Below are 24,179 nucleotides of genomic sequence, written 5' to 3' on the forward strand. Positions count from 1 at the left end.
CACAGAAAGGCGGGCACATGCAAACGGCACCATCCACCACACCGACCGTCAATCCGACCTCGGTCAGCCCGAACGCCGCCAAGCTGACCACACCGATTGGCATCGGCCTCACCAACTCGCCACAGGCGGGCGACAGTCCGCCGCCATCGCCGAACATGCGGCTGCGCGAGATCGTGTTCGGCGCCGCCTGCGCCGCAGCCGTCCGCGCCGCGGTCAGACTCGAACTCGCGGACGCGATCGGCGAGTCGCCGGTCGGTGCCGAGGAACTCGCGGCCGTGGTCGGCGCCGAGCCGCTGCCGCTGCGCCGTCTGCTCCGGGCGCTCGCCTGCTACGGGATCTTCGCCGAGACCGAGGACGGCCGGTACGTCCACACCGAGATGTCCCGCCTGCTCCGCGAGGACGAGCCGAACAGCCTGCGCTACATCGCCCTGTGGTGCACCGAGCCGTGGACCTGGGACGCCTGGCCCCGCCTGGACGACGCGGTCCGCTCCGGGCGGACCGTCTTCCCGGACATCCACGGCAAGGAGTTCTTCGACTACCTGCACGACGACGCCCACGAGTCCGCGGCGGTGTTCAACCGGGCGATGACCCACTCCAGCCGCCAGTCCGCCGCCGAACTCGTCGACTACCTCGACCTCACCGGGGTGCGGACGGTCGCGGACATCGGCGGCGGCCAGGGCCACGTCCTGGCCGGTCTGCTGGAGAAGTACCCCGAGCTGCACGGCACACTGCTCGACCTGCCCAAGGTGGTCGAGGGCGCCGACCCTCGGCTGCGCGAGGGCGGACCACTGGCCTCCCGCATCACGCTGCTGCCGGGGGACTGCCGCGCCGCCGTCCCGGTCGACGCCGACCTCTACATCATCAAGAACATCCTGGAGTGGGACGACGACAGCTCCCGCCGGACGCTGCGCAACATCGTCGAGGCGGCCAGACCCGGTGCGCGGGTCGTGGTGGTGGAGAACCTGGTCGACGACACCCCGTCGATGCGCTTCACCACCGCCATGGACCTGATGCTGCTGCTCAACGTCGGTGGGGCCAAGCACTCCAAGCAGAGCATGGTCGACCTGATGACCGAGGCGGGCCTGTGCCTAGGCCACATCGGCCCGGTCAACCCCTATCTGCACGCCTTCGAGAGCACGGTCCCGCTCGACTGAGCGCGACACACACGGTGGAGCCGGGACCCCGACCGACGGGGTGCCGGCTCCACCGTGTGTGTCGGTGTCCGGAGGACGCGGTGGGGGCGCGGAGCCGATTTCCCACGCCCCCGGCCCCGGCCGCTCAACGGCCGGTCGCCACCGGTTCCTCGGTCATCCGCGCGACCAGCCCGGTGGTGTGCGTCCCGGCCCGGAACTCCGGGCGGGCCAGCGCCTCCCGCAGGAAGGCGCCGGTGGTCCGCACCGCGGGGCCGTCGATCCGGAACTCGCTCAGCGCGCGGTCCATCCGGGCAAGCGCCTGCGCCCGGTCCGGTGCCCAGACGACCGTCTTGGCCAGCAGCGAGTCGTAGTCCGGACCGACCAGCCAGCCGGGGTAGGCGTGCGTGTCGACCCGTACGAACGGCCCGCCCGGCGGGACGAACTCGGTCAGCAGGCCGGGCGTCGGCGCGAAGCCCCGGGCCGGGTCCTCCGCGTTCACCCGGCACTCGACGGCCACCCCGCGCGGTCGCACCTCGTCCTGCCGAAAGGAGAGCGGCCGCCCGGCGGCGACGGTGATCTGCTCCCGGACCAGGTCGATCCCGGTGACCATCTCGGTCACCGGGTGCTCGACCTGGAGCCGGCAGTTGACCTCCATCAGATAGAACCGGTGATCCGGCGTCAGCACGAACTCGAAGGTCGCCGCCCCGACGTAACCGACCGCCAGCGCGCCGCGTACCGCGGCCTGGCACATCCGCTCGCGCAGCTCCTGCGGCAGGTTGGGGGCCGGGGACTCCTCGATCAGCTTCTGGTGCCTGCGCTGCACCGAGCAGTCCCGCTCGCCCAGGTGCACGGCCGCCCCGTGCCGGTCGCAGACCACCTGCACCTCGATGTGCCGGGCGTCCTCGATGAACCGCTCCAGATAGACGCGTTCGTCGCCGAAGACCGCCCGGGCGTGCGCCCGGGTCGAGTGGTAGGCGGGGAGCAGACCCTCCTCGCTGCGCACCACGGCCATCCCGCGGCCGCCGCCGCCCGCCACCGCCTTGAGGATCACCGGGTACCCGACGCGCTGAGCGGTCTCCTTGGCGTCCCCCGGGGTGGCCAGCGCGCCGGTACTGCCCGGCAGCACCGGCAGCCCGGCCCCGGCCATCAACGTGCGGGCCATCGCCTTGTCGCCGAGTTGCTCGATCACCCTGGGAGGCGGGCCGATGAAGGTGAGCCCGTTCGCCTCGCAGATCTCCGCGAAGTCCGGGTCCTCGGAGAGGAAGCCGTACCCGGGGTGGACCGCCTCGGCGCCGGTGGCGATCGCCGCCTCGATGACCGACGGCACGTGCAGATAGCTGCCCCTGGCCTGGGGCGGGCCGATCCGCACCGCGCGGTCGGCGAACCGGACCACCGCCGAGTCCCGGTCGGCGGTGGAGTACACGGCCACGGTCCGCAGCCCGAGTTCCCGGCAGGTCCGGGCGATCCGCAACGCGACCTCGCCCCGGTTGGCGACCAGAACGGTGGTGAACATCCCGCTCACCCCTCGGTCGCCGGCGCCACGGTGATGAGCCGCTGCTGGTACTCCACCGAGGCGCCGTTCGGCACCAGCACCTCCACCACCCGGCCGGCGACCTCCGCCTCGATGGTGCTCATCATCTTCATCACCTCCAGGATCCCCACGGTCTGTCCCGGCCGGACGAGATCGCCGACCGAGACGAAGGGTGGGGAACCCGGCTCGGGCGCCTGGTAGAAGGTGCCGACCATCGGGGCGCAGACGTACCGAAGCCCGCTCTCCGGTTCGTCGTCCGGCGCGGCCGCCGCCTGCCCGGTGGACGGCCGCACCGGCGGCTGCGGTCCTTCGGTGACGGGCCAGTCGATCTCCACGCTGGTCCGCCCGTGCTGCAGCCGGATCCGGGTCGGCAGCTGCGGCGAGAGGCCGGCCAGCTCCCGGACGGCCCGGCAGACCGCCTCCAGATCGGCCCGGCTGGCCTCCGCCGAGCCGGGGAAGGCGTGCGGGTTGATCAGCGTGACGGACTTGCGGCCGTTCTCCTGATGGGTCTTCTTGTCCACACCGACTGTCACTGTGCACCTCTCTCGACCGTTCTGGCCACCGGGTCGACCACCGGCCCGGCAGCGGTCCCTCCGTCAGCCCCGGCCACCTCGACACCGAAGCGGCGGAAGCGCCGCTTGCGTTCCGCGAGCAGCCGTGCGGGCTCCCAGGGGATCAGCTCGCCGAGCGCCGCGGTCAGCGCCTCGCCGAGCATCGTGGCCGCGCCCGCGTGGTCCCGGTGCGCGCCGCCGTCCGGTTCGGGGACGACGCCGTCCACGACGCCGAGCCGGGCCAGCTCACCGGCGTGCAGGCGGAGCGCATTCGCGGCGGTGGGCGCGGCCGCCGGGTCCTTCCAGAGGATGGCCGCGCAGCCCTCCGGACTGATCACGGAGTAGACGCCGTTGGCGCTCACCAGCACCCGGTCGCCGATGCCGAGGGCGAGCGCCCCGCCGCTGCCGCCCTCGCCGATCAGCACGGTGACGATCGGTACCGGTAGCCGGGACATCAGGCGGAGGTTCTCGGCGATGGCGATGGCCTGGCCGCCGCGCTCGGCGTCGGGGCCCGGGTTGGCGCCGGGGGTGTCGATCAGGGTGACCAGCGGGAGCCGGAGCTTGGCGGCCATCCGCATCAGCCTGGCCGCCTTGCGGTAGCCGGCGGGGGAGGGCATGCCGAAGCGGCGGCGCCGGCGCTCGGCCAGATCGGGACCGCCCTTGTGATGGCCGATCAGCACCACCGGGAGCCCGCCGAGCCGGCCGAGGCCGCCGACGATGGCGGGGCAGTCCTCGCTGAGCCGGTCGCCGTGTAGTTCGAGGAAGTCGTCGAGCAGACGGCCCACGTAGTCGAGGCTGCTGGGCCGGTCGGGGTGCCGGGCCAGCCGGACGGCGGCCCAGGAGTCGTGTCCGGTCGGGGCGGCGGCCTTGCGCGGGACCCGCCCCGGTGCGCGGACCGGCTCGGGCGGCCCGGCGGGGGAGCGCAGGCCCAGCAGCCGGCCGAGCGTGTCGCGCAGCGCGGGCCGGGCCACGACGTCGTCCACCAGGCCGTGGGCCAGCAGGAACTCGGCGGTCTGGAAGCCCTCGGGCAGCTTCTCGCCGGTGGTCTGCTCGATCACCCGGGGCCCGGCGAAGCCCATCCGGGCACCGGGCTCTGCGATGATCACATCGGCGAGGGTGGCGAAGGAGGCCGCCACCCCGCCGTAGGTCGGGTCGGTGATCAGCGAGATCACCAGGATCCCGGCCTCGTCCAGTTCGGCCAGGGCCTGTGCGGTCTTGGCCATCTGCATCAAGGAGAGCACCCCCTCCTGCATCCGCGCTCCACCGGAGGCGCAGACCAGCAGGAGGGGGGTGCGCAGCCGCAGGCTGGTCTCGGCGGCCTCGGTGATCTGGGCGCCGACCCCGCACCCGAGGCTGCCGCCGAGGAAACGGAAGTCCATGGCGGCGACGACCACCGGCTGCCCCTCGATCCGACCGGTCGCGCAGAGCACGGCCTCCTCGAGGCCGGTGTCGGCGCGGGCGTCGGCCAGCCGCTCGTGGTACGGGCGGCTGTCGACGAATCCGAGCGGGTCGTGCAGGGCCGCGACCTGGCGCAGCGGCTCGGCCGATCCGGGGTCGAGCAGCTGGTCCAGGCGCTGCTGGGCGCTGAGCCGGCCGTGCCAGCCGCAGTCCGGGCAGACCCGCAGGCTCCGCCGGAAGCGGCGGCCGTAGATCAGTCCGGCGCAGTGTCCGCAGCGGACCCACTCCGGGTCCGTCCGGTCGTCGGTGTCCACCATGGCGAGTCCTCCTCCAGCCCAGCGGGATGCGGCTCAGCGGGACGCGGCGCGCTCCCAGCGGTAGAACTCGCGGGCCATCGCGTCCTTGGGCTCCCGCCAGGTGGCGGGGTCGTACGCCTGGACGAAGGCGGTGAGCTTCTCGCTCACGTCGCGGAACTCCGGGTGGTCCTTGTACCTGGCCACCGAGGGGCCCGGCGGCCGGTCGGCCTCGATCAGGTGCAGGTAGAGATCGCCGAACTGGAACAGGCTGCGTCCGGTGACCCCGACCAGGTGCGGCAGCTCGCCCCGGTCGGACTCGGCGAAGACCCCGGCGATGTCCGCGCCGCACTCCGGCTTCATCCGTGCGACGATCAGCGTGCGGTGCACGGTGTTCACCCCTTCCTCCCCGCGCGCTTCTCGACCTTGTCCCGGATGAGTTCCATCTGGATCCGCGAGTTGCGGTTGATGTGGTTGGTCATCCCCTCGTCGTCGACGGGGGCGGTGGGCTTCATGGCGAAGTCCTGGATCCACCGCATGCTGGTGCCGCCCGGGACCTCGGCGTACTCCCAGCGGATGTCCATGTACTCGAACGGGCCCGGCTCGACCCGGCGGGCCTTGACGGCCAGCCCCTTGCGGTCACAGGTCCGCTCGGACACCCAGCTCCAGATCTTGCCGTTCTCGTCGGGGTGCATGGTGAGGCGGAAGGTGGTCCTGGCGCCCTCGCGGTCCAGCACCTCGACCGAGGCGTACTCGCTGAACAGCTGCGGCCAGTTCTCCAGGTCGTTGGTCATCTCCCAGACCAGGTCGACGGGGGCGTCGATGACGACGGTGTTGTCGGTGTGACCGGGCATCTCATGAACCTGCTTTCGCGAAGGAGTTGTTGATGGCGACGAGGAACTCGGACGGGGTCTTCGCCATTTCGGCGCCGTCCACGATCTGCACACCATGGCGGTTCTCCAACTCGCCCACCACACCGAGCAGTCCGAGCGAGTCCACGCCGAACTCCTCGAAGGTCGTCTCGGGACGCTGCAGGTCCCGGGGGTCGATGAAGATACCGGCCTTGCCCTTGATCAGGGCCGAGAGCTCGGTGTGGGTCAGGTTGGTGGGCATGCGCTGCTCCTTGTCGGGTGCGTTCAGTTGATTCAGTTGGTCTCGGCGTGTGAGCGCGGCGGCCTCACACCTCCTGGCCCCGGCGCAGCACCAGGGCCGCGTTGGAACCCATCAGCCCCCGGCTGAGCACCAGCGCGGTACGCAGTTCGCAGGAGCGGGCGTAGCGGGTCACCAGGTCCACCTCGTGGCAGACCTTGGTGACCCTGGGAGTGGGCGGGATGACGCCCTGCTCCAAGGCGAGTACGGCGGCCGCCACGTCCAGCATCGGGGCGCCGCAGTACGCCCGGCCGAAGCCGGCCTTGGGAGCGGTGACCGGGACACGGCCCGCGTGGTCGCCCAGCGCGTCCCGCAGGGCCAGCACCTCGGCCAGGTCGGCCTCCGGGGTGCCCAGCGCGTCGGCGAAGACCACGTCGATCTCGTCGGGCGCGCAGTGCGCCTCCCTCAGCGCGCCCCGGACGGCCCGGGCCAGGCCCTCCCTGGACTCCGCCCAGCGCGACGCCCCGGTGAAGGTGGCGGCGTGCCCGGCGAGTTGGGCCCGGATCCGGGCCCCGCGCGCGGCGGCCGCCGCCCGGGACTCGACCACGAACATCGCCCCGCCCTCGGCGGGAGCGAACCCGGCCGCCTGCGCGGTGAACGGCAGATAGGCCGAGTCCGGGTCGGCGGACCGGCTCAGCTCCGGGTAGCCGAGCTGGCAGACCATCGAGTACGGCGCCAGCGGGGCCTCCGCCGCGCCCACCACCACCGCCTCGGTGCCCCGCCGGATGGCCCGGGCCGCGTGCGCCAGCGCGTCCAGACCGCCCGCCTCGTCGGAGGCGACGACCCCGCAGGGGCCCTTGAAGCCGCCCCGGATCGACACCTGCCCGGTACTGGCCGCGTAGAACCAGGCGATCGACTGGTACGGTCCGACGTACTCGGGGCCGCGGCCCCAGAGCTGCTGCAGCTCCCGCTGGCCGAACTCGCCGCCGCCGGAGCCCGCGGCGGTCACCACGCCCACGGAGAACGGCGATCCGGCCGTAGGGTCCAGCGCGGCGTCCGCCAGCGCGAGGTCGGCCGCCGCCATCGCGAAGTGCGTGAACCGGTCCGTCTGGACCAGGTACCGCTCCTCCACCGATCCCGACGGCTCGAAGCCCCGGACCTCGCCGGCGACCCGCAGCGGCTGGTCGCCGCAGCCCTCCCGGGAGATCGGCCCCAGCACCGAGGCGCCCTCCTGGACGGCCTTCCAGAAGTCGTCGGTACCGACCCCGTTCGGAGCGATCACCCCGATGCCGGTCAGCACCGCGCGGCGCGGCGCCTGATCGTCCGTCACATTCCCTCACCCTTTCCGACTGAGCACCACGGCTGACTGGAAGCCGCCAAAACCGCTGCCGACCGAGAGCACATGACGGAGCGGTATCTCCCGGGCGGTGCGCGGCACGTAGTCCAGGTCGCACTCCGGGTCAGGGGTGGAGTAGTTCGCGGTCGGCGGCACCACGCCGTGTGCCAGCGCCAGGGTGCACGCCACCAACTCGATCGCGCCGATCGCGCCCAGCGAGTGGCCGACCATCGACTTGATCGAACTCATCGGCAGCCGGTAGGCGTGGGCGCCCAGCGACCGCTTGACCGCGGCGGTCTCGTGCCGGTCGTTCTGCTTGGTGCCCGAGCCGTGCGCGTTCACATAGTCGATCTCCGTGCCGTCCAGCCCGGCCTGATCCAGCGCCCGGTTGATCGACTCGGACATCTCCAGGCCTTCCTTGGTCAGCCCGGTCATGTGGTACGCGTTGCCGAAGGTGGCGAACCCGCCGATCTCGCAGTACACCGTGGCGCCCCGGCGGCGGGCGTGCTCCAGCTCCTCCAGCACCAGCACCGCGCCGCCCTCGCCGAGGACGAAACCGTCCCTGCTGGCGTCGAACGGACGGGAGGCGTGCTCCGGGTCGTCGTTGCGCGCACTGGTCGCCTTGATCGCGTCGAAGCAGGCCACGGTGATCGGCGAGATCGGCGAGTCCGAGGCGCCGGCGATCACCACGTCGGCCCGGCCCTCCTGGATCGAGTGGAAGGCGTAGCCGACCGCGTCCAGCCCCGAGGTGCAGCCGGTCGAGACGGTCTGCACCGGACCGTGCGCACCCGCCTGCTCGGCTACCGCGGAGGCCAGCGTGCTCGGCGAGAACGCCCGGTGCAACTGTGGCCCGGCCTCGCGGTGGTCCACGTCCCAGCGCTCGCCGCCGGCGCTCACCAGCGCGTAGTCGTGCTCCAGGCGGGTGGTGCCACCGACCGCCGTACCGAGCGAGACCCCGACCCGCCACGGATCCTCGGCCGCCAGGTCGAGCCCGGTGTCGCGGACCGCCTCGGCCGCTGCGACCAGCGCGAACTGCACGTACCGGTCGGAGCGGGCCACCTGCTCGGCGTCCAGGCCGTGCGCCGCCGGATCGAAGTCGCACTCGGCGGCGATCCGGGAACGGAACCCGGTCGGATCGAACAGCGTGATGCCCCGGGTCGCGGTCCGGCCTGAGGTCAACAGCGACCAGAACGCGGGCACGCCCACGCCGCCGGGCGCCACAACGCCGATTCCGGTGACCGCCACCCGCCTGGTCACGATGCGACCTTCGCGGGTTCCGTCGGCCCCGGCTGCGAGGTCTCTTCGGTGTCGACGTGCCCGAGCTCGGGACGCGGCGCCAGCGGGCCCAGGTGGAAGACCATCTTCGCCTCAGTGTCACCCACGTTGCGGAACCGGTGCCGCATGTTCACCGGGATCATCAGCCCCTGCTCGGGTCCCAGCGCCACGCTCACCCCGTCCAGGTCGACCTCCAGGTCACCACAGACCACGAAGACGAACTCCTCGGAGTACGGGTGGTAGTGCTCGCCGATCCGCTCCCCGGGCCGGACGATGGCCAGGCCCATGAACCCGCTGGTGGCGCCACACATGGTGGGGGTGAGCATGGCGCGCAGGTCGCCGCCGCGCCGACGGTTCGGCGGTGCGTCGTCGACGTGCACGATGCGTGGAAGTTGCGTGGTCATGGCTGCTGCCTCCAGGTGGTTTCTGCCGGGGGTGGTGGAGCGGGGATGCGGCTGACGGGGCGTCATCGGGTCAGTCCGAGCTGCGGTCGGTGACCAGGGAGAGCTCCCAGGCCGCGACCAGTAGCCGGGCGGTGTCGTCCCCGGGCCCGCCGGCGTCGGAACCGAGTTCCGTCAGCCGGCCGAGCATCGCATCGGGCCGCTCCCCGCGCACCCCGAGCGCGACCTCGACGGCGGACTTCGCCGGAACGGTCAGATCGACCTGCCGCACCAGCACGTCACCGCGGTGGAAGATGGTGCTGCGCACCAGCACACCGGCCGGATCGGCGGCATCCGCCAGGTCCTGACGGTGCAGCAGCTCCGCCAGCTCCGCACCGCAGCCGCTGCGGACCGGGTAGCTCAGCGCGTGCCGGTACACCGTCGCGGGCGCCTTGCGGCGGGCCACCGCGTGGTGCACGGCAGGCAGCGCCGCCCGCTGGAAGAAGTCCCGCGCGGAGAGCGGGTCGCTCAGGTCGCGGGCCTCCTCCAAGTACGGGTTGACGGCCTCCTCGACCGCCCGCACCTCGGGCTGCTGCGCCACGTGCCGCAGTGCCGCGACCAGGTCGCCGACCACCTCGACCGCCCGCACCACCCGGTTGCCCTTCATGTAGAGCGAGGTCCGGGCCAACCGGGTGGTCCCGTTCACCCGGGCCCGGGGTGAGGTGTAGCCGGCGAGGATCTCCGCCACCTTCTGCTCGCTGCCCGGCCGCACCGTGAAGGTCAGTGCGTGCCGCACGATCCCGTCCGCGCTGCCCGCGGGCACGGGCTGCGGCGCCGCGCTGCTGTCGAGGGTGCCGCTGTCCGAGGTCTCCCGCATGATGCTGAACCGCAGTGACCTGGTGTCCCGGACACACCCGTGCAGCGGCCGCACCATCTCGCGGTGCGCCTCGCTGTCCACCCAGGCCAGGAACGGCTGGGCGCTCTCCCACTCGCTGGTGATCAGCCACTGCGCGGGGTTCTCGATCGACTGGCAGAGCTGGTCGCTGACATGGCCGGGGACCGAGGCCACCTGGTGCCGCAGCTGCTCGTAGGCGTCCAGGAAGCGGTCCTGCGCCCCGTCCTGGACATCCAGCAGCAGCACCACGCGGAGACGCGAGTCCTGCGGTGTGGAGCGCTGCGCCTGAGGTTCGGACAGCGTGATCATTTTTGACTCTCCTTGGGCAGTTTTTAGGAAAGGCGAGCCCGAAGAAGCGCACTTCCGAGCCCTGCGAGCGCGTGATGTGACTCTCCGTGATCGCGCGAGCGCGTTCGGGCCTCAGCCTGAATCCGATCGTCGGGTGCCTGACCGAACCGCGCGAGATCTGCGGGCCATCCGGGCGAAACCCGCTCCGGCGGCGCGGCCGGAGGGGATGGATCACAGGTCCCGCACCGCGTACTCCTGGAGCAACCGATGAACCCGAAGACCGACGAGCGCGTCCCGGTCCTGATCGTGGGGGGCTCGCTGGTGGGCCTGTCCGCCGCCCTCTTCCTCGGCCGCCTCGGCGTCCGGCACCTGCTGGTGGAGAAGCACGCCGACACCTCCCACCACCCCCGAGGGCGCGGGAACAACCTGCGCACCATGGAGCTCTACCGGGTCGCCGGCGTCGAGGACGACATCCGCAGTGCCGCCTGCGTCCTGGCCGGCAACCACGGGATCCTGCAGGCTCACACGCTCACCAGCGCCGACCAGGAGTGGCTGTTCCGGGAGATCGACCCGGGCGGCGCGCTGGCCAGGTTCAGCCCCACCAACTGGTGCCTGTGCAGCCAGAACGACCTCGAACCCGTACTGCTGCGCCGCGCCCGTGAACTCGGCGGCACGCTGTGCTTCAGCACCGAGCTGCGCTCCTTCGAGCAGGACGCCGACGGCGTCACCGCCGTGCTGCGCGACCGGGAGACCGGCGCCGAACGCACCGTCCGCGCCGACTACCTGGTCGCCGCCGACGGTCCGCGCAGCCCCGCCCGCGAGCACCTGGCCATCGGCCAGACCGGGAAGGGCGACCTCTTCCACAACGTCAGCATCACCTTCCGCGCCAAGCAGCTGGCCGAGGTGGTGGACGACCGCCTCTTCATCGCCTGCTACCTCACCAACCCAGACGGGTCCGGTGCGCTGCTGCCGGTGGACAACGTCGAGAACTGGGTCTTCCACGCGCCCTGGAAGCCCGACCAGGGCGAGACCCTGGAGGACTTCACCGACCAGCGCTGCATCGACCACATCCGCACCGCCACCGGAGTGCCCGACCTGGAGGTCGAGATCACCGGAAAGGCCCCCTGGCACGCCGCCGAACGGGTCGCCGAACGCTACTGCTCCGGACGCGTCTTCCTGGCCGGCGACTCCGCCCACGAGATGTCGCCCACCGGCGCCTTCGGCTCCAACACCGGCATCCAGGACGCCCACAACCTCGCCTGGAAGCTCGCCGCCGTCCTCGGAGGCTGGGCCGGACCCGGCCTGCTGGAGACCTATCAGCAGGAACGCCAACCGGTCGCCCGGGCCACCAGCGAACGCGCCTCCGCCCGCTCCGCCGAACACCGCCACCCCGGCTACGACGCCCTGCCCGGCACCGGACGGCAGAGCAACGTCCTGGCCGTGGCCCTCGGCTACCGCTACAACACCGGCGCCGTCCTCGGTACCGACCCCACCGCACCCACCGTCCCCGAACGCTTCCAGCCGGACGGCGCCCCCGGCGGGCGGGCCCCCCACCTGTGGCTGCGTCGCGCGGGCGTCCGGCTCTCCACCGTGGACCTCTTCGAGAAGCACCTCGTGCTGCTCACCGGCCCCGGCGGGTCCGCCTGGCACCGGGCCGCCGAACGGATGGCCGGCAAGTTGGACATCCCACTGGACCGCTACCGCATCGGCACCACCACCGAGGACGACCTGGCGCCCGAGCCCGGCACCGACTGGGCCACCGCCTACGGCACCGGCCCCGACGGTGCGGTCCTGGTCCGGCCGGACGGCTTCGTGGCCTGGCGCGCCACGGCGGCCGCGGCCGACGCGGAGTCCGTGCTCGGCACCGTGCTCGGCGACCTGCTGCGGCTCTGACCCGCTCTGCCGGCTGGGGCCTCGACCGGATCAAGTGGCATGGCACAAGGGCCGGTTCCCCACTGTGAACGGGGAACCGGCCCTCGTGCCCGGGGTCGGGCTAGGCCGGCATCGACGCCTCGTGGACCTGGGCGTACGGTGCGAGCTTGCGGATCGACTCGATGCTCTTCATCAGCGACTCCTTGCTGTCGTGCGGGTCGCTGGTGATCAGCACCGAGCCGTTGCTCGCCTTCAGCCGGAACCGGTGCACGCCCGGCTTCTCGGTGTAGACCTCGAACTTGCCTGCCATGGAGATTTCACCTCTCGGATCTGGTCACCCCCCTCCCGACGCACCGTAGGCCCGCCCCGGGCATGTCGCGCTCCGGGAACGGCCGTATGGGTAAGGGCATTTGGGGGATAGGGCTGTTTGGCGAGTAGTCCGACGCCGGTACGGCCAGGGCCGTCGCGTGCCTCCTGACGCGGCCCGGTTCAGGGCTGCTGGGGATTCTGTGGGGATTTGGCGGCGGAGGCTCCCGGGTCGCTCGTTGGGAGGAAAAGAGGCGGTGACCGGTAGTGGTCCGGTCACCGCCTTCTGCATCAAGGAGGGACATCGTTCAGACGAGGGCTGGGACTGCGGGTGCCATCGCCGTCTTCTTCTCCCGGGCACGGCGCAGGGCGGCGAGCCTGCTCGCGGTGGGGCGCAGCTCCATTTCCGGGGGCGCTGGCCGGGCGTGGACGGCCGACTGGGCGGGAGCCGCGTGTGGCCCCACCCGTCGTTCCCACAGGAGCGCGTCTGGCCTCCAGCCGGATACACGCCGACCTGGGCAGGCAAGTGGTCTCCGCCGTTCTAGTGCCCGCCGTGCCCGGACCCGGACACCGTCACCGGCTTCCCCCGGAAGCATCCGATGGAGTACGGATACTCTCCGTTGAGGTGGTAGTGGTACATGACGACCTTCTTGCCGTCCCACATGATCGCGTGTGTGTGACCGTGGCAGACGTCCAGATCCCTGTTCTTGACGATCTCTCCGTCCTCGCCGCGCGGCCCGAAAATCCCGAAGCCGTCGATGGCGTATCCCACGAGCGGTGAGTGCCGGGAACGGGCACGGGTGTTCGCGGATCGCCTCGAATGCTTGCTTCCGAAACAGGTCTGCGAGGGGCCGTGGTAGTGGTACTGCGTGTCGTACGGATGGCCCCAGCAGCGGTCCAGCGGCAGGGCCGCGTTGGGGTCGACCGGTCGGTCCTCCGCGTCGGTGGCCACCTCCAGGTGGAAGGTGCCGCCCGCCAGAGCCATCCCGGTCGTCAGCTGGTCGATGCACGTGGGCTGCGCCTGGACAGCCGGATCGCGTGGAACGGTGATGTCGAGGTTCCACGGCTTGATGGGGATCGCGGCGGCGTTGGGGTACCCGTGCGCGGGAATCTCCGCGTAGTACTTGTAGGCGGGGGTGCCCTTCTGGACGGGGAAGCGCCCGGTGGCATGGTCCGGGAGCCCGTTGCCCTTGAAGCGCCTCTCGGTCGCGGTGGTCGACACCTTCAGGTACTTGTGCCAGTGCATGGTCCCCGACACGAACGGGCGCTTGAGTACGTCGATCACACCGTGCGCGTCGATCCACGGGCGGTCGGGCCGAGTGAGGGTCCCCCCTTTGCAGGCGAAGAGGGTGTCGCGCGCGGGTGAGGCGATCGACGTGCCGGTAGGGGGTGTGTGCAGGCGGGTGATGAGGGTGCCGTCTCCCTCGCCTCGTACGTCCTCGGCCGCCCGCACGGGATGAGGGGCGGCCGCCGCCACGGCTCCGGAGTCGGCCGGGGCCATCGCTGGACCCAGCAGCGCACAGGCGGCACTGGCCGCCATGGCAACGGATCTGAGTACGCCGTACATGAACGCTCCCCATCTCGGGCGGCGAGCCGGCGATCCCGGCCTGGTTCCCGCCGCCCGCATCACCTCACCACGCCCGGCTACCGATGCTCCGTCGACACGTACGCGCGTTCGGGTGAGCCCGCCTCCGGGCCTGCGCTCGCGGCAGGCCCGGAGCCCGGGAGCCCGGCCCGGGGCTTCCGGCCCTTCGGAGTCCTCAGGAGGTGAAGACCACGCCCTGGCTGACCGGCTGGAGGGAGCCGACCGTGAAACCGGAGGGTGAGACGGTCAGTTGCAGTACCGGCTTGCCGTCGACACCGAGGAGGTTGGCGTTGAGCTGGGTGGTCTCATCAGGCGGGGTGATCGTGATGCCGGCCAGCACCTTGCAGGTCGGGTCGGCCTTGTCGCAGGACGTCCACTTGAGGCCGGAGAACGCCGAGACGCCCGGCTTGAGGCTGACCTCGATCGGCTGCCCGGGGTGCGCGACCCGCGAACTGCCGGTCACCACGGGGCTGTTGTCGGCCAGCAGCCCACCGTAGCCGAGGTAGCCGTGGACGGTGCAGGTGCGCGTGCTCTTGTTGGTGAGCATCACCATCGCGGACCCGGGGTGATCCGGCTGCAACTGGACGTCGGCCTTGAGATCGGCGGTGTGGCAGCGGGTGGAGACCTTGCCGTCGGAGGCGGAAGTGCCGGACGCCGCGGCACCGGCAGCCTGCGCGGAAGTGGCCGGCTTGCCCGGCGCACCTGACGTCCCGGCAGCCCCCGCGGGTGCCACCGGGGTTGCGGACGTCGACGACATCTCGTCGTTGCACGCCGTCGCTCCCAGCCCCAGCGCCAGCACTGCCGCTGTCACCGCTACTGCCCTACCAACCCGCATGATCCGTTCCTCCGGTTCCGCGGACGACACCAGGTCGTGCCTCCGATCACCCCAGGGGACGCCCCGCCGTCGCCCACCGGTTCGCCGCTTTCCGTCCCGGGGGCGTAACAGTCGTACCACCGGAGCGGAACACCGGCGGCCACCGGGCAGCGAGTCGGGCAGCGAGTCGGGCGCCTGTCGGAAACCGGGTCGGCGTCAGGCGGTCGGCAGGTTGCACGCCAGGCCCGACCGGGGCGCCCTCGCCACCCGGCGCGAGCAGGATCTCGAAGCGCAGCTCGGGCCAGAGCGGCTCGGTCGTCCCGAAGCCTTCCACCGCCATCGGCCCGGGCTGCTGAACTTGAATGAGTGATGTCGGCGCCGGGTGGGTGCGAGGAAGCGGATCCGGCTGTAAGTCGTGGGACGCTTCACGTACTCGCCGAGCGCGCGAACGACAAAGTGACAACCACTCTGTTGACCTGCGGGGGTGAGGTTCTCGTTCACCGAGAGTAGAACCGGCGCGGACTGGACAGGTCGCAGACGTCCGATCTGACCACCGCTCTTGGAGTCTTCGTGCGAGTACGCAACGCCCTGTTCGTTGGTGCGGCCGCCGTCCTGCTGGCCCTCATGGTGCCGATGGGCACCGCCAACGCGGCTACGGGATCCTTCGAGTACGCCACGCAGCCCGACAATGTCCCGCATCTTCTCAACAACCCGAGGGACGGCCAGTGTTACAACATCCGCGGCGATGGCTTTGCCGCCAACATCACTGACCGCGACGTCGAACTCTACGCCGGGGCCAACTGTCGCGGAGACATCGTGAACGTCCTCACCCCCGAGCAGGAGGATCCGGACGTGGCGTTCGGGAGCGTGAAGTTCATTCGATAGGACCAGGCCGCGTCACACCCAGCCGCTTCTCCCGACGAGTGCGATGGGCGCGGCAGAACCGTCGGTCAACTGGCCGGCACCAGAAGCTCATCGAGGCGCCCGGCTGGACAATCCCAGCCGGGCGCCTCGATGCCCGAGAGGCCGTCGACCTCGCCGTCGGGCGAACGCCCCGACTTCACTCATTCAGGTTCAGTAGCGTGCCGGTCGGCAGGCCGTCAGTCTCCGGTCGGGGTCGGTACCGGGGCGATGGCCGGCCGGTCGACCCATCCGGCGGTGAGGACCAGCCGCGAGGTGCGGTGCACGGCCAGGAAGCCGAACGGCCGGTCGAAGCGGACGTCCGCCGACAGCGCGCGGTAGGGGTACTGCGGCACGCCGACCGCCACGAGGTCGATCGCGGTGACCGCGGCGGCCCGGAACCCGCGCGGGCCGAAGGTCGCCATGGCGTTCTGGGCGGCCGACCCGACCGCCAGCGGCTCGGCGCTGACGCCGGGAAAGTGTCCGCGCGAGGTGTCGGCTGCGGTGCGCAGGCCGAACAGCCCTGCCTGCGCCAGCAGATCGTGACTGGCGTTCACCGCGAACGGCACCGCAGTGACGTGCAGCCTCGGGTCGGGGTTCATGCTCGGCACGCGTTCCAGCGTCAGGCCCGGGCCCGGGGTGCCGAGGGACAGCCGGTCGCCCGGCACCAGCGGGTGTTTCCGGTCCAGCACCTCCACCGCGGCCTGCAGCACCTGGCCGGCTCCGGCCTGCTCGGCGCCGAGCACCAGATGCACGTCGATCCCGTTCCCACCCACCACCTGCAGCATCGTGAGCGGGCCGGCCGGCGTCTCGGCGACACCGACCCGGTCCAGCAACTGCGTGGTCCGGCACAGGACTTCGCACTCCAGCTCGGCCCACGGGCCGGTGTCCGCCGGCCACCCCGGCCACGACTGGAACGGGCGGATCCAGTCGGTGCGCACCTTCAGCGCGCTCGCCAGCACCAGACGGGTGTCGTCGTCCAGCACGACCGGCAGCGAGCCGATCTCACCGCCGGTGTGCCCGGCCGCCCAGGCGTCCAGTGCCGCCCGGTCGGCGGCGGCGTCGCCGGTCAGCCCGCCGTGCGTCCCGGCCGGCAACGCGGCGAGCCAGTCCGGCCACACCGGCGCCCGGAGGTCGGTCCACAGCCCGACCGCGCTCCGCACCCCGGGCATCCGGTCGACCGCCGCGAGCAGCGGGCGGGCCTCCTCGGCCGCCCGCTCGGCCGGCACGCCGACCGCCTCCGTCAGCTCATGCCGGGCGTCGCCGTCCGCACCGTGGGCGAGCAGCCCGAGCAGCGGCCAGACGCCGAGTGCGGTGAACGCGGTGCCATCGCCCGCGAACGTCCTGGCCCAGCGGGCACTGAGAGCGTTGACGGCCCGGACTGTCGACCTAGTGATCACGCCCCACCCCTCGGTTGTTCGACGGAGCCTACTGGCCCGGCCCGGCCCGGACCGGACCGCGGCCGGTAGGCTCCCCGACCGCGAGGTCAGGCGAGGATGGCGAGGACCGTGCCCGCCGCGACCGTGCGGCCGCCCTCGCGGACGGCGAAGCCGAGCCCGGGCTCGAGCGGCACGGGCTGGCCGAGCGTCACCGCCACCTCGAGGGTCTCACCCGGCAGCGCCACGCCGGGACCCCCGGGCAGCTGGACCTCGCCGACCACGTCACCGGTCCGCAGGTAGAACTGCGGGCGGTAACCGCTGCCGATCGGCGTCCGGCGCCCGCCCTCGGCCGTTGACAGCAGGTGCAGCCGCGCGGTGAAGGAGGTGTGCACCGATGCGCTGCCGACCGCCGTGACCACCTGGCCGCGCCGGACCTGGCCGCGCTGCACGCCACGCAGCAGCAGTGCGACATTGTCGCCGGCCTCGGCGGACTCCATCGTCCGGCCGAAGGTCTCCACGCCCGTCACCACGGACTGCGCGTCCGCGTCGTAGCCGAGCACCTCCACCCGGTCGCCGATGCGGACCTGGCCGCGCTCGACCGCGCCGGTCACCACCGTGCCGCGGCCGGTGATGGTGAGCACGTTCTCGATCGGCAGCAGGAACGGCGCGTCGGTGTACCGCACCGGCGTCGGGACGTACGCGTCCACGGCGTCCAGCAGCTCCAGCAGCGCGGCCGACCAGTGCGGGTCGCCCTCCAGCGCGCGCAGCCCGGAGACCCGCACGACCGGCAGGCCCGCGCCGTCGTAGCCGTGCGCGGAGAGCAGCTCGCGGACCTCCAGCTCGACCAGCTCCAGCAGCTCCGGGTCGCCCGCGTCAGCCTTGTTCAGCGCCACCACGACGTGCTCCACGCCGACCTGACGAGCCAGCAGCACGTGCTCGGCGGTCTGCGGCATGACGCCGTCCTGGGCCGAGACGACCAGGATCGCGCCGTCCAGCTGCGCCGCGCCCGTGATCATGTTCTTCACGAAGTCGGCGTGGCCGGGCATGTCGACGTGCGCGTAGTGCCGGGTGGCCGTCTCGTACTCGACATGCGCGATGTTGATGGTGATGCCGCGGGCGGCCTCCTCCGGGGCCCGGTCGATCCGGTCGAACGGGACGAAGGAGCCGCCGCCGCGCTCGGCCAGCACCTTGGTGATGGCGGCGGTGAGGGTGGTCTTGCCGTGGTCGACGTGACCCATGGTGCCGATGTTCAGGTGCGGCTTGGTGCGCACGAAGGCCTGCTTGGCCATGATCTCTCTCCGGGAGTCGTCAGCGTGATGACGGGACCTCAGCGACGGGCCGACCTTCCCCGTCTGAGGTCCCGGGGACGACCCGGGGAAGGTCAGCTTCGTGCGCCGTCGAAGGCGGCTGCGACTGCCTGGACAGCAGCCATCGCGCCCGCGACTGCGGGGAGTTCGGCGATGGCGTACTGGTACATGCGGATCATCGTGCCGGTCCGGGCGGCGGATCCGCCACTGGTTATTTCGCTATCGAATGCTCCCCCTCGGGAGGGCCGGCTGGCCAAGCGTGGAGGGGTGGCGGTCGTCTGCGTGGGCGGTGCTGTCCAGTTCGGGTTCGGTTGACGTCGGGGCGTTCAGTCAAGAACCGCGAGATGGTCGACGGTGCCCCCGTGCCATTCGATCATGAAGAGGGTGGCGTCGTCGCTGGTGCGCCCGGCTCGTTCCCTCTTCAGCGTGTGGGAGAGCCGGCGCAGATCTGCCCGCATACCATCGGACGGCTCTTCCCCCAGGCGGTTGATGCAGCGGATGAGGCGTTCCTCACCGAACGGCTCCCCGCCGGCGACGTGCTCTTCGATGATGCCGTCGGTGTAGCACAGCACCCGGTCGCCCCGCTGGAGCATGTGCTCTTTGATCCGGGGCTCCTCACCGCCGAAGCCGACGGGCAACGTCGTCGCGCTCTCCAGCTGCCGCACGACCTTGCCGTCGCGGATCAGCAGCGGCGCGGGGTGGCCCGCGTTGACCAGCTCCAGCTCACCGGTGGCGACGTTGACGTGCATCAGCTGGGCGGTGACGAAGTGGTCGGGACCGAACTGCCGGGCGATGGCGTCGTCCATGAACGCGTACTTCTCGGGCAGGCTGATGAACACCCGCCGGGCATGCCGGTAGGCGCCGATGGCGATGGTCGCCATCGCGGCGGCGTCCAGGCCGTGGCCCATCGCGTCGATCACGGCCGCATGCAGGATGTTGTCGTTGAGGGCGTAGTCGAAGCTGTCGCCGGCGACGCGGTAGGCGGGTTCCAGGATGCCGGCCACCGCGACCTGCGGCACGGACATCGTCAGCGGCGGCAGCAGGCTCCACTGGATCTCCGCAGACACGCTCATCGGCTCCCGGCGCCGGGCCTGGAAGAACAGGTCGGTATAGGCGTTCTTGGTGACGAGCATTTCGGCCGCCAGGGCAGCGAGTCGGCGCAGCAGGCGCCGGTCGTCCTCGCCGACGGCGTCCAGGGTCAGGGCCATCACACCCACCTGGTCGCTGCCGTCCAGCAGCGGCAGGTACATCCGGACGCCATGGGCCTGCGGCACCTCGACGACGTCCTCGCTCAGGAAGGCCCGCCCGGCGTGGGAGTCTGCCATCGGCTCGGGCTGGCCGACGTGCAGCTTCCCGCCCGGCAGCGGTACGAGCAGCTCCTGCGCGTAGTCCTGGAGCAAGATGGAGACGTCGCGGCCACCGATCCCGACCACTTCCTCCGCGATCAGTGGGGCGATCAGCTGAGGTGGCATCAGCCGCGCCCGATCCAGCAGCAGACCGAGCACCCGTTCGCCGAAACCCTCCGACCGGTCCACGCTCTCCTTATCCATGACCCGGTTCGCCACCTCATTCCTGCCACCCATGCCGGCCACCGCCTCCGTACAAAGTGACCTGGGAAGCCGCCGGAGCGGCTCATTACGCCAACGCGCGGCATGTCGGCCCACGCTGACCGCGGCGTAACTCCTCAAGGACTTGGCAGCTTGCCGCAGTGACGGTGGCAGCTGCTAGGGGCGGATCCTGACCCGGCGGGACGGACGCAAGCGGTGGCAGATCGGTCCGTAGCCAGGCCGTGCAGGACGCCTGGAGAGGATCGGACGGCTGAGAGCAGACGAGCACCGCGCGAGTGCGGTCACGGGCGCCTGGCGATCCCGGCATGGGATGAGCAACTGGGCCCCGCCGCGCGGGAATCCGCTGTTGGCCGTCGGGAGAGACGCCCCACGTTCTGCTCACAGGCCGGGTGCCTGGAGGCCGTTCAGGTACCAGAAGGGGGCGGCGTACCAGATCAGGGCGATCGCGGTGACGAGGGTGCCGCCGGCCAGGGGAAGTGCCCAGCCGGGCCAGCGGCGGTGCCGGACCACGATGACCTTGGCGACGAAGGCCCCGTAGAGGAAGCAGCCGGTGAGCGAATGCAACGCCACGCGGGTGTCGGTGAATTGGACGCCGTAGGCGGTGATGCAGTGCCGGGCGATGGGCAGGGAGAGGAGGAAGGCGGTCAGGCCGATGAGGCGGTGCGTGGTGTGGACCGGGTGCGGTGCGGCTCGCAGTGCGGGCAGGCGGCCGTAGATCCACAGGGCGAGAAGGAGCTGGATCAGCGCCAGACCCAGGAGCGCGGACCCCATTTGGGCTTTCAGTAGTCTCGCGTCGTCGCCGCGGTTCCCGAAGAGGCTGGTCTCGTAGTTGGGGGTGTGTACCCGGCCGAACCAGAAGAGGCCGACCACCACCGCTACGGGCAGGAGAAGCCACAGGACGTCGTAGAGCCGTCGGTGGCCGGCGGGGTGAGCGAGGCCGGTCACGTACTCGGCCACCCCCACTCCTGATCTTGCCGCCGCAACCTCGGATGCCTGCCAGGCCACGAGGATCAGCAGGGTGAGCGTCTCGGCGATGAGGCTGAGCAGGGCCTGCGGGGCGGGTTGCAGGCCCTGCTCGGAGAACCCGAACAATCCGCTGGTGCGGGATGCGGTGAACCCGGCGAGGGTGCAGATGGCGATCGCGGTGGCGGCGCTTCGCAGGAGTGGGGGTGCCGCCAGCAGAAGGAGTGCGGCCACTGCGAAGGCGGTGCTGGCCTGCAGCAGGAACAAGGAGCCGATGATGTGGACGTAGCGGTATCCGTCGATGTAGAGCTGGGCGTGGATGTATCCGCTTGCCGCGAGTGTGGCGGCGAGCACCAGGCGCGGTGCGAGGGCGGGCAGGCTCCGGGTGTTCATGCGAGTTTCGTGTCCTTGACGGCCAGCGCGTGGTTGCCTTGCCAGTAGTTGACGGTGCGGATGCCGAGTGCGTCCTTGAGGCGTCCGGCGGGCAGTACCTGTGGAAGTGGGGCGGGGCCCTGGCCGGGTTTGGGGAACGGGTAGCAGGTGGGGCGGGCCGAGTGGAAGGTGATGTTGCCCTCGGTCTTGCTGAACAGCTGGTGGACGTGCCCGTTGAGGCACGTGACTGAGGAGAAGCGGCGAAACATCGACAGTAGCTGCACCGCGTCGTCGGTGCCCCAGCCCCACGTCGGATACATCGCGAACAACGGGATGTGACTGAAGATGACGATGGGGGTGTCCGAGGACAGGCCGGCGATGTCCTTGCGCACGAAGTCGATCTGATCGTTGCCCAGGTGGCCGAGTTGCTCCAGGTGCAGCGTGTTGACCAGCGCGATGAAGTGCACACCGTGGGTGTCGAAGCTGTACCAGCCGTCGCCGAGGGTGTTGTGGCCGAAGGCCTGTCGGTAGGCGCGTGGTCCGTTGTCTCCGATCGAGTCGTGCTCGCCCGGCACGGTGAAGACCCGGTCCGTGTCCAGCTGCGACAGCATCTGCTTGACCTGGTCGAACTGGGCGGGGGTGGAAAGGTGCGTCAGGTCGCCGCTGTGCATGACGAAGTCGGGTCGGAACCCGAGGGAGTTGACCTGGTTGATCGCGTCGGCGAACGTCGCGGTGACGTCCATGTTGGCCGGTCCCTGGAAGCCGATGTGGCTGTCGGAGACCTGCACGAAGTGCAGGTCCGCGCTGCTTGCCGGGGCCGAGTTCGCCGTACCGGGAATGTGACTGATCACCTCTCCCGCGACGACCGTCAGGACCACGGCGCCACCGAACCAGGCGGAGTGCCGCATGAGCTGGCGGCGGGTCATGCCGTGCTCGCCGCCGCCGTTGGAGTCGTGTGTGTCCTCGCTCATGGCGTCACTTCCACGGTGGCGGTCATGAACGGGTGGATGGAGCAGAAGTAGGGGTAGGTCCCGGGTGTGGTGAACGTGAAGCTGTAGGTGTCGTTGGTGGCCAGGGCTGCCGAGTTCAGTGGCCCGCCCGATCCTTGCTTGCTGGTGACGGTGTGAGCGTCGGGGTCGGTGTTGGTCCAGGTCACCTTCGTGCCCGCCTTGACCGTCAGTTTGGGCGGGGAGAACGCAAAGTTCTTGATCGTCACCGCGTTGGCGGCCGCTGGAGCGGACGGCTGGCCGCTGGTGGGTGAGGTCGAGGGCGTGCCTGGTGGTGGGCTGACCGTGACCGTACCGCTCGTTCCGGAGGCACCGGGGAATCCCGGCAGGGTCTGGCCGGGTCCGGGACTCAGCGCACCGGAGGGTTTGGGAGGTGACGATCCGCCGCACGCGCTGAGCAATCCGAGTGCTCCGGCAACGGCGACAGCGGCCAGGCACACCGTACGCGACCGCCGGACCGGCGGAGAGGAGCTCGCATTCATGACCATCGTTCCTTCTGCACGTCCCCAGCCGCACGGGCGGGTGCGATCCAGGACCAGTCCGGGATCGGTTCTCAGACAGACAGACGACCGCGTTACCCCCGTCGGGGGAGCTGAAAGAAGTGCAACCCGGAGGGTTACTTTATGTGGGCGGACAGCACATTCCATGTAGCGAAACGAATTCCACGGCGGAGTCTTGTTGTTTCACCCTGGCGGCGGGCAGCGGAACGCCTCGAGCAAGGAAGCCCCAGGGACCCGGTGGGCGGCAGCCGCATTCCTGCGGCTGCTTCGTACGACGGCCCCGCCGGTTGCAACCGGCGGGGCCGCTTCACGCATTCAGGCCTGGTGGCCACGGCAGGTGCGGCGCCGCGATGCGGTGACTCGCACAGGATGCGGTTCTCTCCACAGCTCACCCGGTTACCCCAGGTGCCAGCGGCGCGAGGGATCCCGGTCGCAGGTGTACTGAACGAGGGTGACGATGTTGTCGGTGGAGATCCCTCCGGCGACGGTCGCGCACTTGCCCGTCGCCATATTGACGAGCTGGTAGGAGTCGCCGTTCCAGTTGGGGCCGGTCATCGGGCTCCGACCGCGAGGCTGAACGCAGCATCCGCTCGTCGGCGGGCAATGGCGCCGAGAAACGGCTGGTCACCCGGACCCGGGAACGCTACCGCGCCGTCCGGGATCTGCTCGCCCGCGCTCTCTCCGTCTCACGGACCGCCCGGGTCCACGGTCGGGGTGCGCCGGTTCGTCGATGCCGGGGGACGGCCCTCTCGGCGGAACCGTTCGGCAGGTGGATATCGTCTGCCGGACAGGTGGAACAGCGGAACGCCCGCTGACGGGGACCGGTACGTTACACGTGCACCGGGACCGTCCACCTGAATATCGGTGATGGGGCGTCGTCGGTGGCGGCCTCGGTGGATGCGTACGGAGAACTGGGTGACTGGCAAGGCCCTCGGCTGGGCGGAGCAGGAGTTGTCGGGGGAGACGGCCGGGGGGACGGAACCACCGACTGCGGCGCGGCGCAAGCCGCTGCCGCAGACCGGCAAGGCAGTGACCACCCCTGACACCGGGCCGGCCGAGGACGATTCGACGGCGGACGACGCACACCGGCTCCCGGTCGACGAGGGGGCCGCAGCCGACAGTGACACTCCGCCTGCCGGCTCGGCTGCCCCTGAGGCCGCGCCCGCTGCGTCGAAGACGCGGACGCAGACCGCGTCGAAGGGGCCGAACGGCGCAGCGGGCAGCCCGATGCGGCGTGCCGAGACCACCGGTCCGACGAGTGAGACGGAACCCGCCGCACCCGCCCGCACGGAACAGGCTGCTGACCTCGCCGAGGATTCGGCGGATGTCGAGGACTCAGCCGATGCCGAGGAGCCGGCCGACGCCGAAGATGCGGTTACCGCCGAGAACTCGGTCGCCGCCAAGGACTCGGCCGATGCCGAAGATGCGGTTGCCGCC

24 protein-coding genes and 1 pseudogene are annotated in these 24,179 nt (G+C 71.1%); 4 read left to right on the forward strand and 21 right to left on the reverse strand.

Annotated features, from left to right (window positions below; all coding sequences use genetic code 11):
- Positions 1-17: 17 nt before the first annotated feature.
- The gene (locus ACWDAK_RS23790; RefSeq protein WP_427395668.1) at positions 18-1,154 is read left to right on the forward strand and encodes a methyltransferase; all 1,137 of its coding nucleotides are present in this window, start codon (positions 18-20) and stop codon (positions 1,152-1,154) included.
- Positions 1,155-1,278: 124 nt separating this feature from the next.
- Here ACWDAK_RS23790 and ACWDAK_RS23795 read toward each other — a convergent pair whose 3' ends face one another.
- The 10 genes from ACWDAK_RS23795 to ACWDAK_RS23840 form a co-directional block, all read right to left on the reverse strand.
- The gene (locus tag ACWDAK_RS23795) at positions 1,279-2,646 is read right to left on the reverse strand and encodes an acetyl-CoA carboxylase biotin carboxylase subunit (protein WP_344640385.1); all 1,368 of its coding nucleotides are present in this window, start codon (positions 2,644-2,646) and stop codon (positions 1,279-1,281) included.
- A gap of 5 nt (positions 2,647-2,651) precedes the next feature.
- Positions 2,652-3,185 carry an acetyl-CoA carboxylase biotin carboxyl carrier protein gene (locus ACWDAK_RS23800; protein WP_427395667.1) on the reverse strand — a complete coding sequence of 178 codons (534 nt, stop codon included), beginning with the start codon at positions 3,183-3,185 and terminating at the stop codon, positions 2,652-2,654.
- Positions 3,186-3,193: 8 nt separating this feature from the next.
- Positions 3,194-4,930, reverse strand: a complete 1,737-nt coding sequence (accD, locus tag ACWDAK_RS23805) for an acetyl-CoA carboxylase, carboxyltransferase subunit beta (protein WP_344640383.1) — start codon at positions 4,928-4,930, stop codon at positions 3,194-3,196.
- A 33-nt stretch (positions 4,931-4,963) separates the two neighbouring features.
- Entirely contained in the window at positions 4,964-5,296 is a 333-nt protein-coding gene (locus ACWDAK_RS23810) for a TcmI family type II polyketide cyclase (protein ID WP_344640397.1), read from the reverse strand.
- Positions 5,297-5,301: 5 nt separating this feature from the next.
- On the reverse strand, positions 5,302-5,760 hold the full coding sequence (locus ACWDAK_RS23815; RefSeq protein WP_344640382.1) for an SRPBCC family protein: 459 nt from the start codon (positions 5,758-5,760) through the stop codon (positions 5,302-5,304).
- Between the two features lies 1 nt (position 5,761).
- A complete protein-coding gene (locus ACWDAK_RS23820; RefSeq protein WP_344640381.1) occupies positions 5,762-6,019 on the reverse strand; it encodes an acyl carrier protein in 258 nt (85 codons plus the stop codon).
- Between the two features lie 64 nt (positions 6,020-6,083).
- The gene (locus tag ACWDAK_RS23825) at positions 6,084-7,325 is read right to left on the reverse strand and encodes a beta-ketoacyl synthase N-terminal-like domain-containing protein (protein WP_344640380.1); all 1,242 of its coding nucleotides are present in this window, start codon (positions 7,323-7,325) and stop codon (positions 6,084-6,086) included.
- 6 nt (positions 7,326-7,331) lie between these two features.
- On the reverse strand, positions 7,332-8,588 hold the full coding sequence (locus ACWDAK_RS23830) for a beta-ketoacyl-[acyl-carrier-protein] synthase family protein (protein ID WP_344640379.1): 1,257 nt from the start codon (positions 8,586-8,588) through the stop codon (positions 7,332-7,334).
- Positions 8,585-9,010, reverse strand: coding sequence for a cupin domain-containing protein (locus tag ACWDAK_RS23835; protein WP_344640378.1), 426 nt, complete (start codon positions 9,008-9,010; stop codon positions 8,585-8,587). The genes ACWDAK_RS23830 and ACWDAK_RS23835 overlap by 4 nt, the downstream gene beginning before the upstream one ends.
- Positions 9,011-9,080: 70 nt before the next feature.
- Positions 9,081-10,190, reverse strand: coding sequence for a SchA/CurD-like domain-containing protein (locus tag ACWDAK_RS23840; RefSeq protein WP_344640377.1), 1,110 nt, complete (start codon positions 10,188-10,190; stop codon positions 9,081-9,083).
- A 246-nt stretch (positions 10,191-10,436) separates the two neighbouring features.
- Between ACWDAK_RS23840 and ACWDAK_RS23845 the strand changes: the two genes are divergently transcribed.
- Positions 10,437-12,062 (forward strand): FAD-dependent oxidoreductase, encoded by a 1,626-nt coding sequence (locus ACWDAK_RS23845; protein ID WP_427395666.1) that lies wholly within the window; start codon positions 10,437-10,439, stop codon positions 12,060-12,062.
- Positions 12,063-12,162: 100 nt separating this feature from the next.
- Here the strand turns inward: ACWDAK_RS23845 and ACWDAK_RS23850 are convergent, their stop codons facing one another.
- The 4 genes from ACWDAK_RS23850 to ACWDAK_RS23865 all read right to left on the reverse strand — a co-directional run bounded on the left by ACWDAK_RS23850 (position 12,163) and on the right by ACWDAK_RS23865 (position 14,743).
- On the reverse strand, positions 12,163-12,351 hold the full coding sequence (locus tag ACWDAK_RS23850) for a YegP family protein (protein ID WP_344640375.1): 189 nt from the start codon (positions 12,349-12,351) through the stop codon (positions 12,163-12,165).
- 304 nt (positions 12,352-12,655) lie between these two features.
- The gene (locus ACWDAK_RS23855) at positions 12,656-12,811 is read right to left on the reverse strand and encodes a hypothetical protein (RefSeq protein WP_427395665.1); all 156 of its coding nucleotides are present in this window, start codon (positions 12,809-12,811) and stop codon (positions 12,656-12,658) included.
- Positions 12,812-12,888: 77 nt separating this feature from the next.
- Entirely contained in the window at positions 12,889-13,914 is a 1,026-nt protein-coding gene (locus tag ACWDAK_RS23860) for a YHYH protein (protein ID WP_344640374.1), read from the reverse strand.
- A gap of 193 nt (positions 13,915-14,107) precedes the next feature.
- The gene (locus ACWDAK_RS23865) at positions 14,108-14,743 is read right to left on the reverse strand and encodes a DUF4232 domain-containing protein (RefSeq protein WP_427395664.1); all 636 of its coding nucleotides are present in this window, start codon (positions 14,741-14,743) and stop codon (positions 14,108-14,110) included.
- A gap of 573 nt (positions 14,744-15,316) precedes the next feature.
- Between ACWDAK_RS23865 and ACWDAK_RS23870 the strand changes: the two genes are divergently transcribed.
- Positions 15,317-15,631: a hypothetical protein gene (locus ACWDAK_RS23870; RefSeq protein WP_427395663.1), complete on the forward strand. Its 315-nt coding sequence runs from the start codon at positions 15,317-15,319 to the stop codon at positions 15,629-15,631.
- A 215-nt stretch (positions 15,632-15,846) separates the two neighbouring features.
- Here ACWDAK_RS23870 and ACWDAK_RS23875 read toward each other — a convergent pair whose 3' ends face one another.
- The 7 genes from ACWDAK_RS23875 to ACWDAK_RS23905 all read right to left on the reverse strand — a co-directional run bounded on the left by ACWDAK_RS23875 (position 15,847) and on the right by ACWDAK_RS23905 (position 23,297).
- Positions 15,847-17,046, reverse strand: a complete 1,200-nt coding sequence (locus tag ACWDAK_RS23875) for a serpin family protein (protein ID WP_427395662.1) — start codon at positions 17,044-17,046, stop codon at positions 15,847-15,849.
- A gap of 86 nt (positions 17,047-17,132) precedes the next feature.
- Positions 17,133-18,314 (reverse strand): elongation factor Tu, encoded by a 1,182-nt coding sequence (gene tuf, locus ACWDAK_RS23880; RefSeq protein ID WP_344640370.1) that lies wholly within the window; start codon positions 18,312-18,314, stop codon positions 17,133-17,135.
- 344 nt (positions 18,315-18,658) lie between these two features.
- A complete protein-coding gene (locus tag ACWDAK_RS23885; protein WP_344640369.1) occupies positions 18,659-19,882 on the reverse strand; it encodes a PP2C family protein-serine/threonine phosphatase in 1,224 nt (407 codons plus the stop codon).
- Positions 19,883-20,278: 396 nt separating this feature from the next.
- Complete coding sequence (locus tag ACWDAK_RS23890; RefSeq protein ID WP_427395661.1) at positions 20,279-21,256, reverse strand: DUF6529 family protein; 978 nt, start codon at positions 21,254-21,256, stop codon at positions 20,279-20,281.
- A complete protein-coding gene (locus tag ACWDAK_RS23895; protein WP_344640367.1) occupies positions 21,253-22,206 on the reverse strand; it encodes a metallophosphoesterase family protein in 954 nt (317 codons plus the stop codon). Before ACWDAK_RS23895 ends, ACWDAK_RS23890 begins: the two co-directional genes overlap by 4 nt.
- A complete protein-coding gene (locus ACWDAK_RS23900) occupies positions 22,203-22,451 on the reverse strand; it encodes a cupredoxin domain-containing protein (protein ID WP_425557832.1) in 249 nt (82 codons plus the stop codon). The genes ACWDAK_RS23895 and ACWDAK_RS23900 overlap by 4 nt, the downstream gene beginning before the upstream one ends.
- A 687-nt stretch (positions 22,452-23,138) precedes the next feature.
- Positions 23,139-23,297 (reverse strand): RICIN domain-containing protein, encoded by a 159-nt coding sequence (locus tag ACWDAK_RS23905; protein WP_427395660.1) that lies wholly within the window; start codon positions 23,295-23,297, stop codon positions 23,139-23,141.
- Positions 23,298-23,771: 474 nt separating this feature from the next.
- Between ACWDAK_RS23905 and ACWDAK_RS23910 the strand changes: the two are divergent.
- Positions 23,772-24,179, forward strand: a pseudogene (locus ACWDAK_RS23910) (hypothetical protein); the annotation flags it as partial.

This window comes from Kitasatospora sp. NPDC001175 (assembly GCF_053598215.1).

Bases quoted from the DNA above. Each gene is read 5' to 3' on its own strand.
- ACWDAK_RS23890 (WP_427395661.1), bottom strand. From the start codon at position 21,256: ATGAACACCCGGAGCCTGCCCGCCCTCGCACCGCGCCTGGTGCTCGCC.
- ACWDAK_RS23795 (WP_344640385.1), bottom strand. From the start codon at position 2,646: ATGTTCACCACCGTTCTGGTCGCCAACCGGGGCGAGGTCGCGTTGCGG.
- ACWDAK_RS23815 (WP_344640382.1), bottom strand. From the start codon at position 5,760: ATGCCCGGTCACACCGACAACACCGTCGTCATCGACGCCCCCGTCGAC.
- ACWDAK_RS23840 (WP_344640377.1), bottom strand. From the start codon at position 10,190: ATGATCACGCTGTCCGAACCTCAGGCGCAGCGCTCCACACCGCAGGAC.
- ACWDAK_RS23820 (WP_344640381.1), bottom strand. From the start codon at position 6,019: ATGCCCACCAACCTGACCCACACCGAGCTCTCGGCCCTGATCAAGGGC.
- ACWDAK_RS23905 (WP_427395660.1), bottom strand. From the start codon at position 23,297: ATGACCGGCCCCAACTGGAACGGCGACTCCTACCAGCTCGTCAATATG.
- ACWDAK_RS23895 (WP_344640367.1), bottom strand. From the start codon at position 22,206: ATGAGCGAGGACACACACGACTCCAACGGCGGCGGCGAGCACGGCATG.
- tuf (WP_344640370.1), bottom strand. From the start codon at position 18,314: ATGGCCAAGCAGGCCTTCGTGCGCACCAAGCCGCACCTGAACATCGGC.
- ACWDAK_RS23845 (WP_427395666.1), top strand. From the start codon at position 10,437: ATGAACCCGAAGACCGACGAGCGCGTCCCGGTCCTGATCGTGGGGGGC.
- ACWDAK_RS23850 (WP_344640375.1), bottom strand. From the start codon at position 12,351: ATGGCAGGCAAGTTCGAGGTCTACACCGAGAAGCCGGGCGTGCACCGG.
- ACWDAK_RS23790 (WP_427395668.1), top strand. From the start codon at position 18: ATGCAAACGGCACCATCCACCACACCGACCGTCAATCCGACCTCGGTC.
- ACWDAK_RS23885 (WP_344640369.1), bottom strand. From the start codon at position 19,882: ATGGATAAGGAGAGCGTGGACCGGTCGGAGGGTTTCGGCGAACGGGTG.
- accD (WP_344640383.1), bottom strand. From the start codon at position 4,930: ATGGTGGACACCGACGACCGGACGGACCCGGAGTGGGTCCGCTGCGGA.
- ACWDAK_RS23835 (WP_344640378.1), bottom strand. From the start codon at position 9,010: ATGACCACGCAACTTCCACGCATCGTGCACGTCGACGACGCACCGCCG.
- ACWDAK_RS23860 (WP_344640374.1), bottom strand. From the start codon at position 13,914: ATGTACGGCGTACTCAGATCCGTTGCCATGGCGGCCAGTGCCGCCTGT.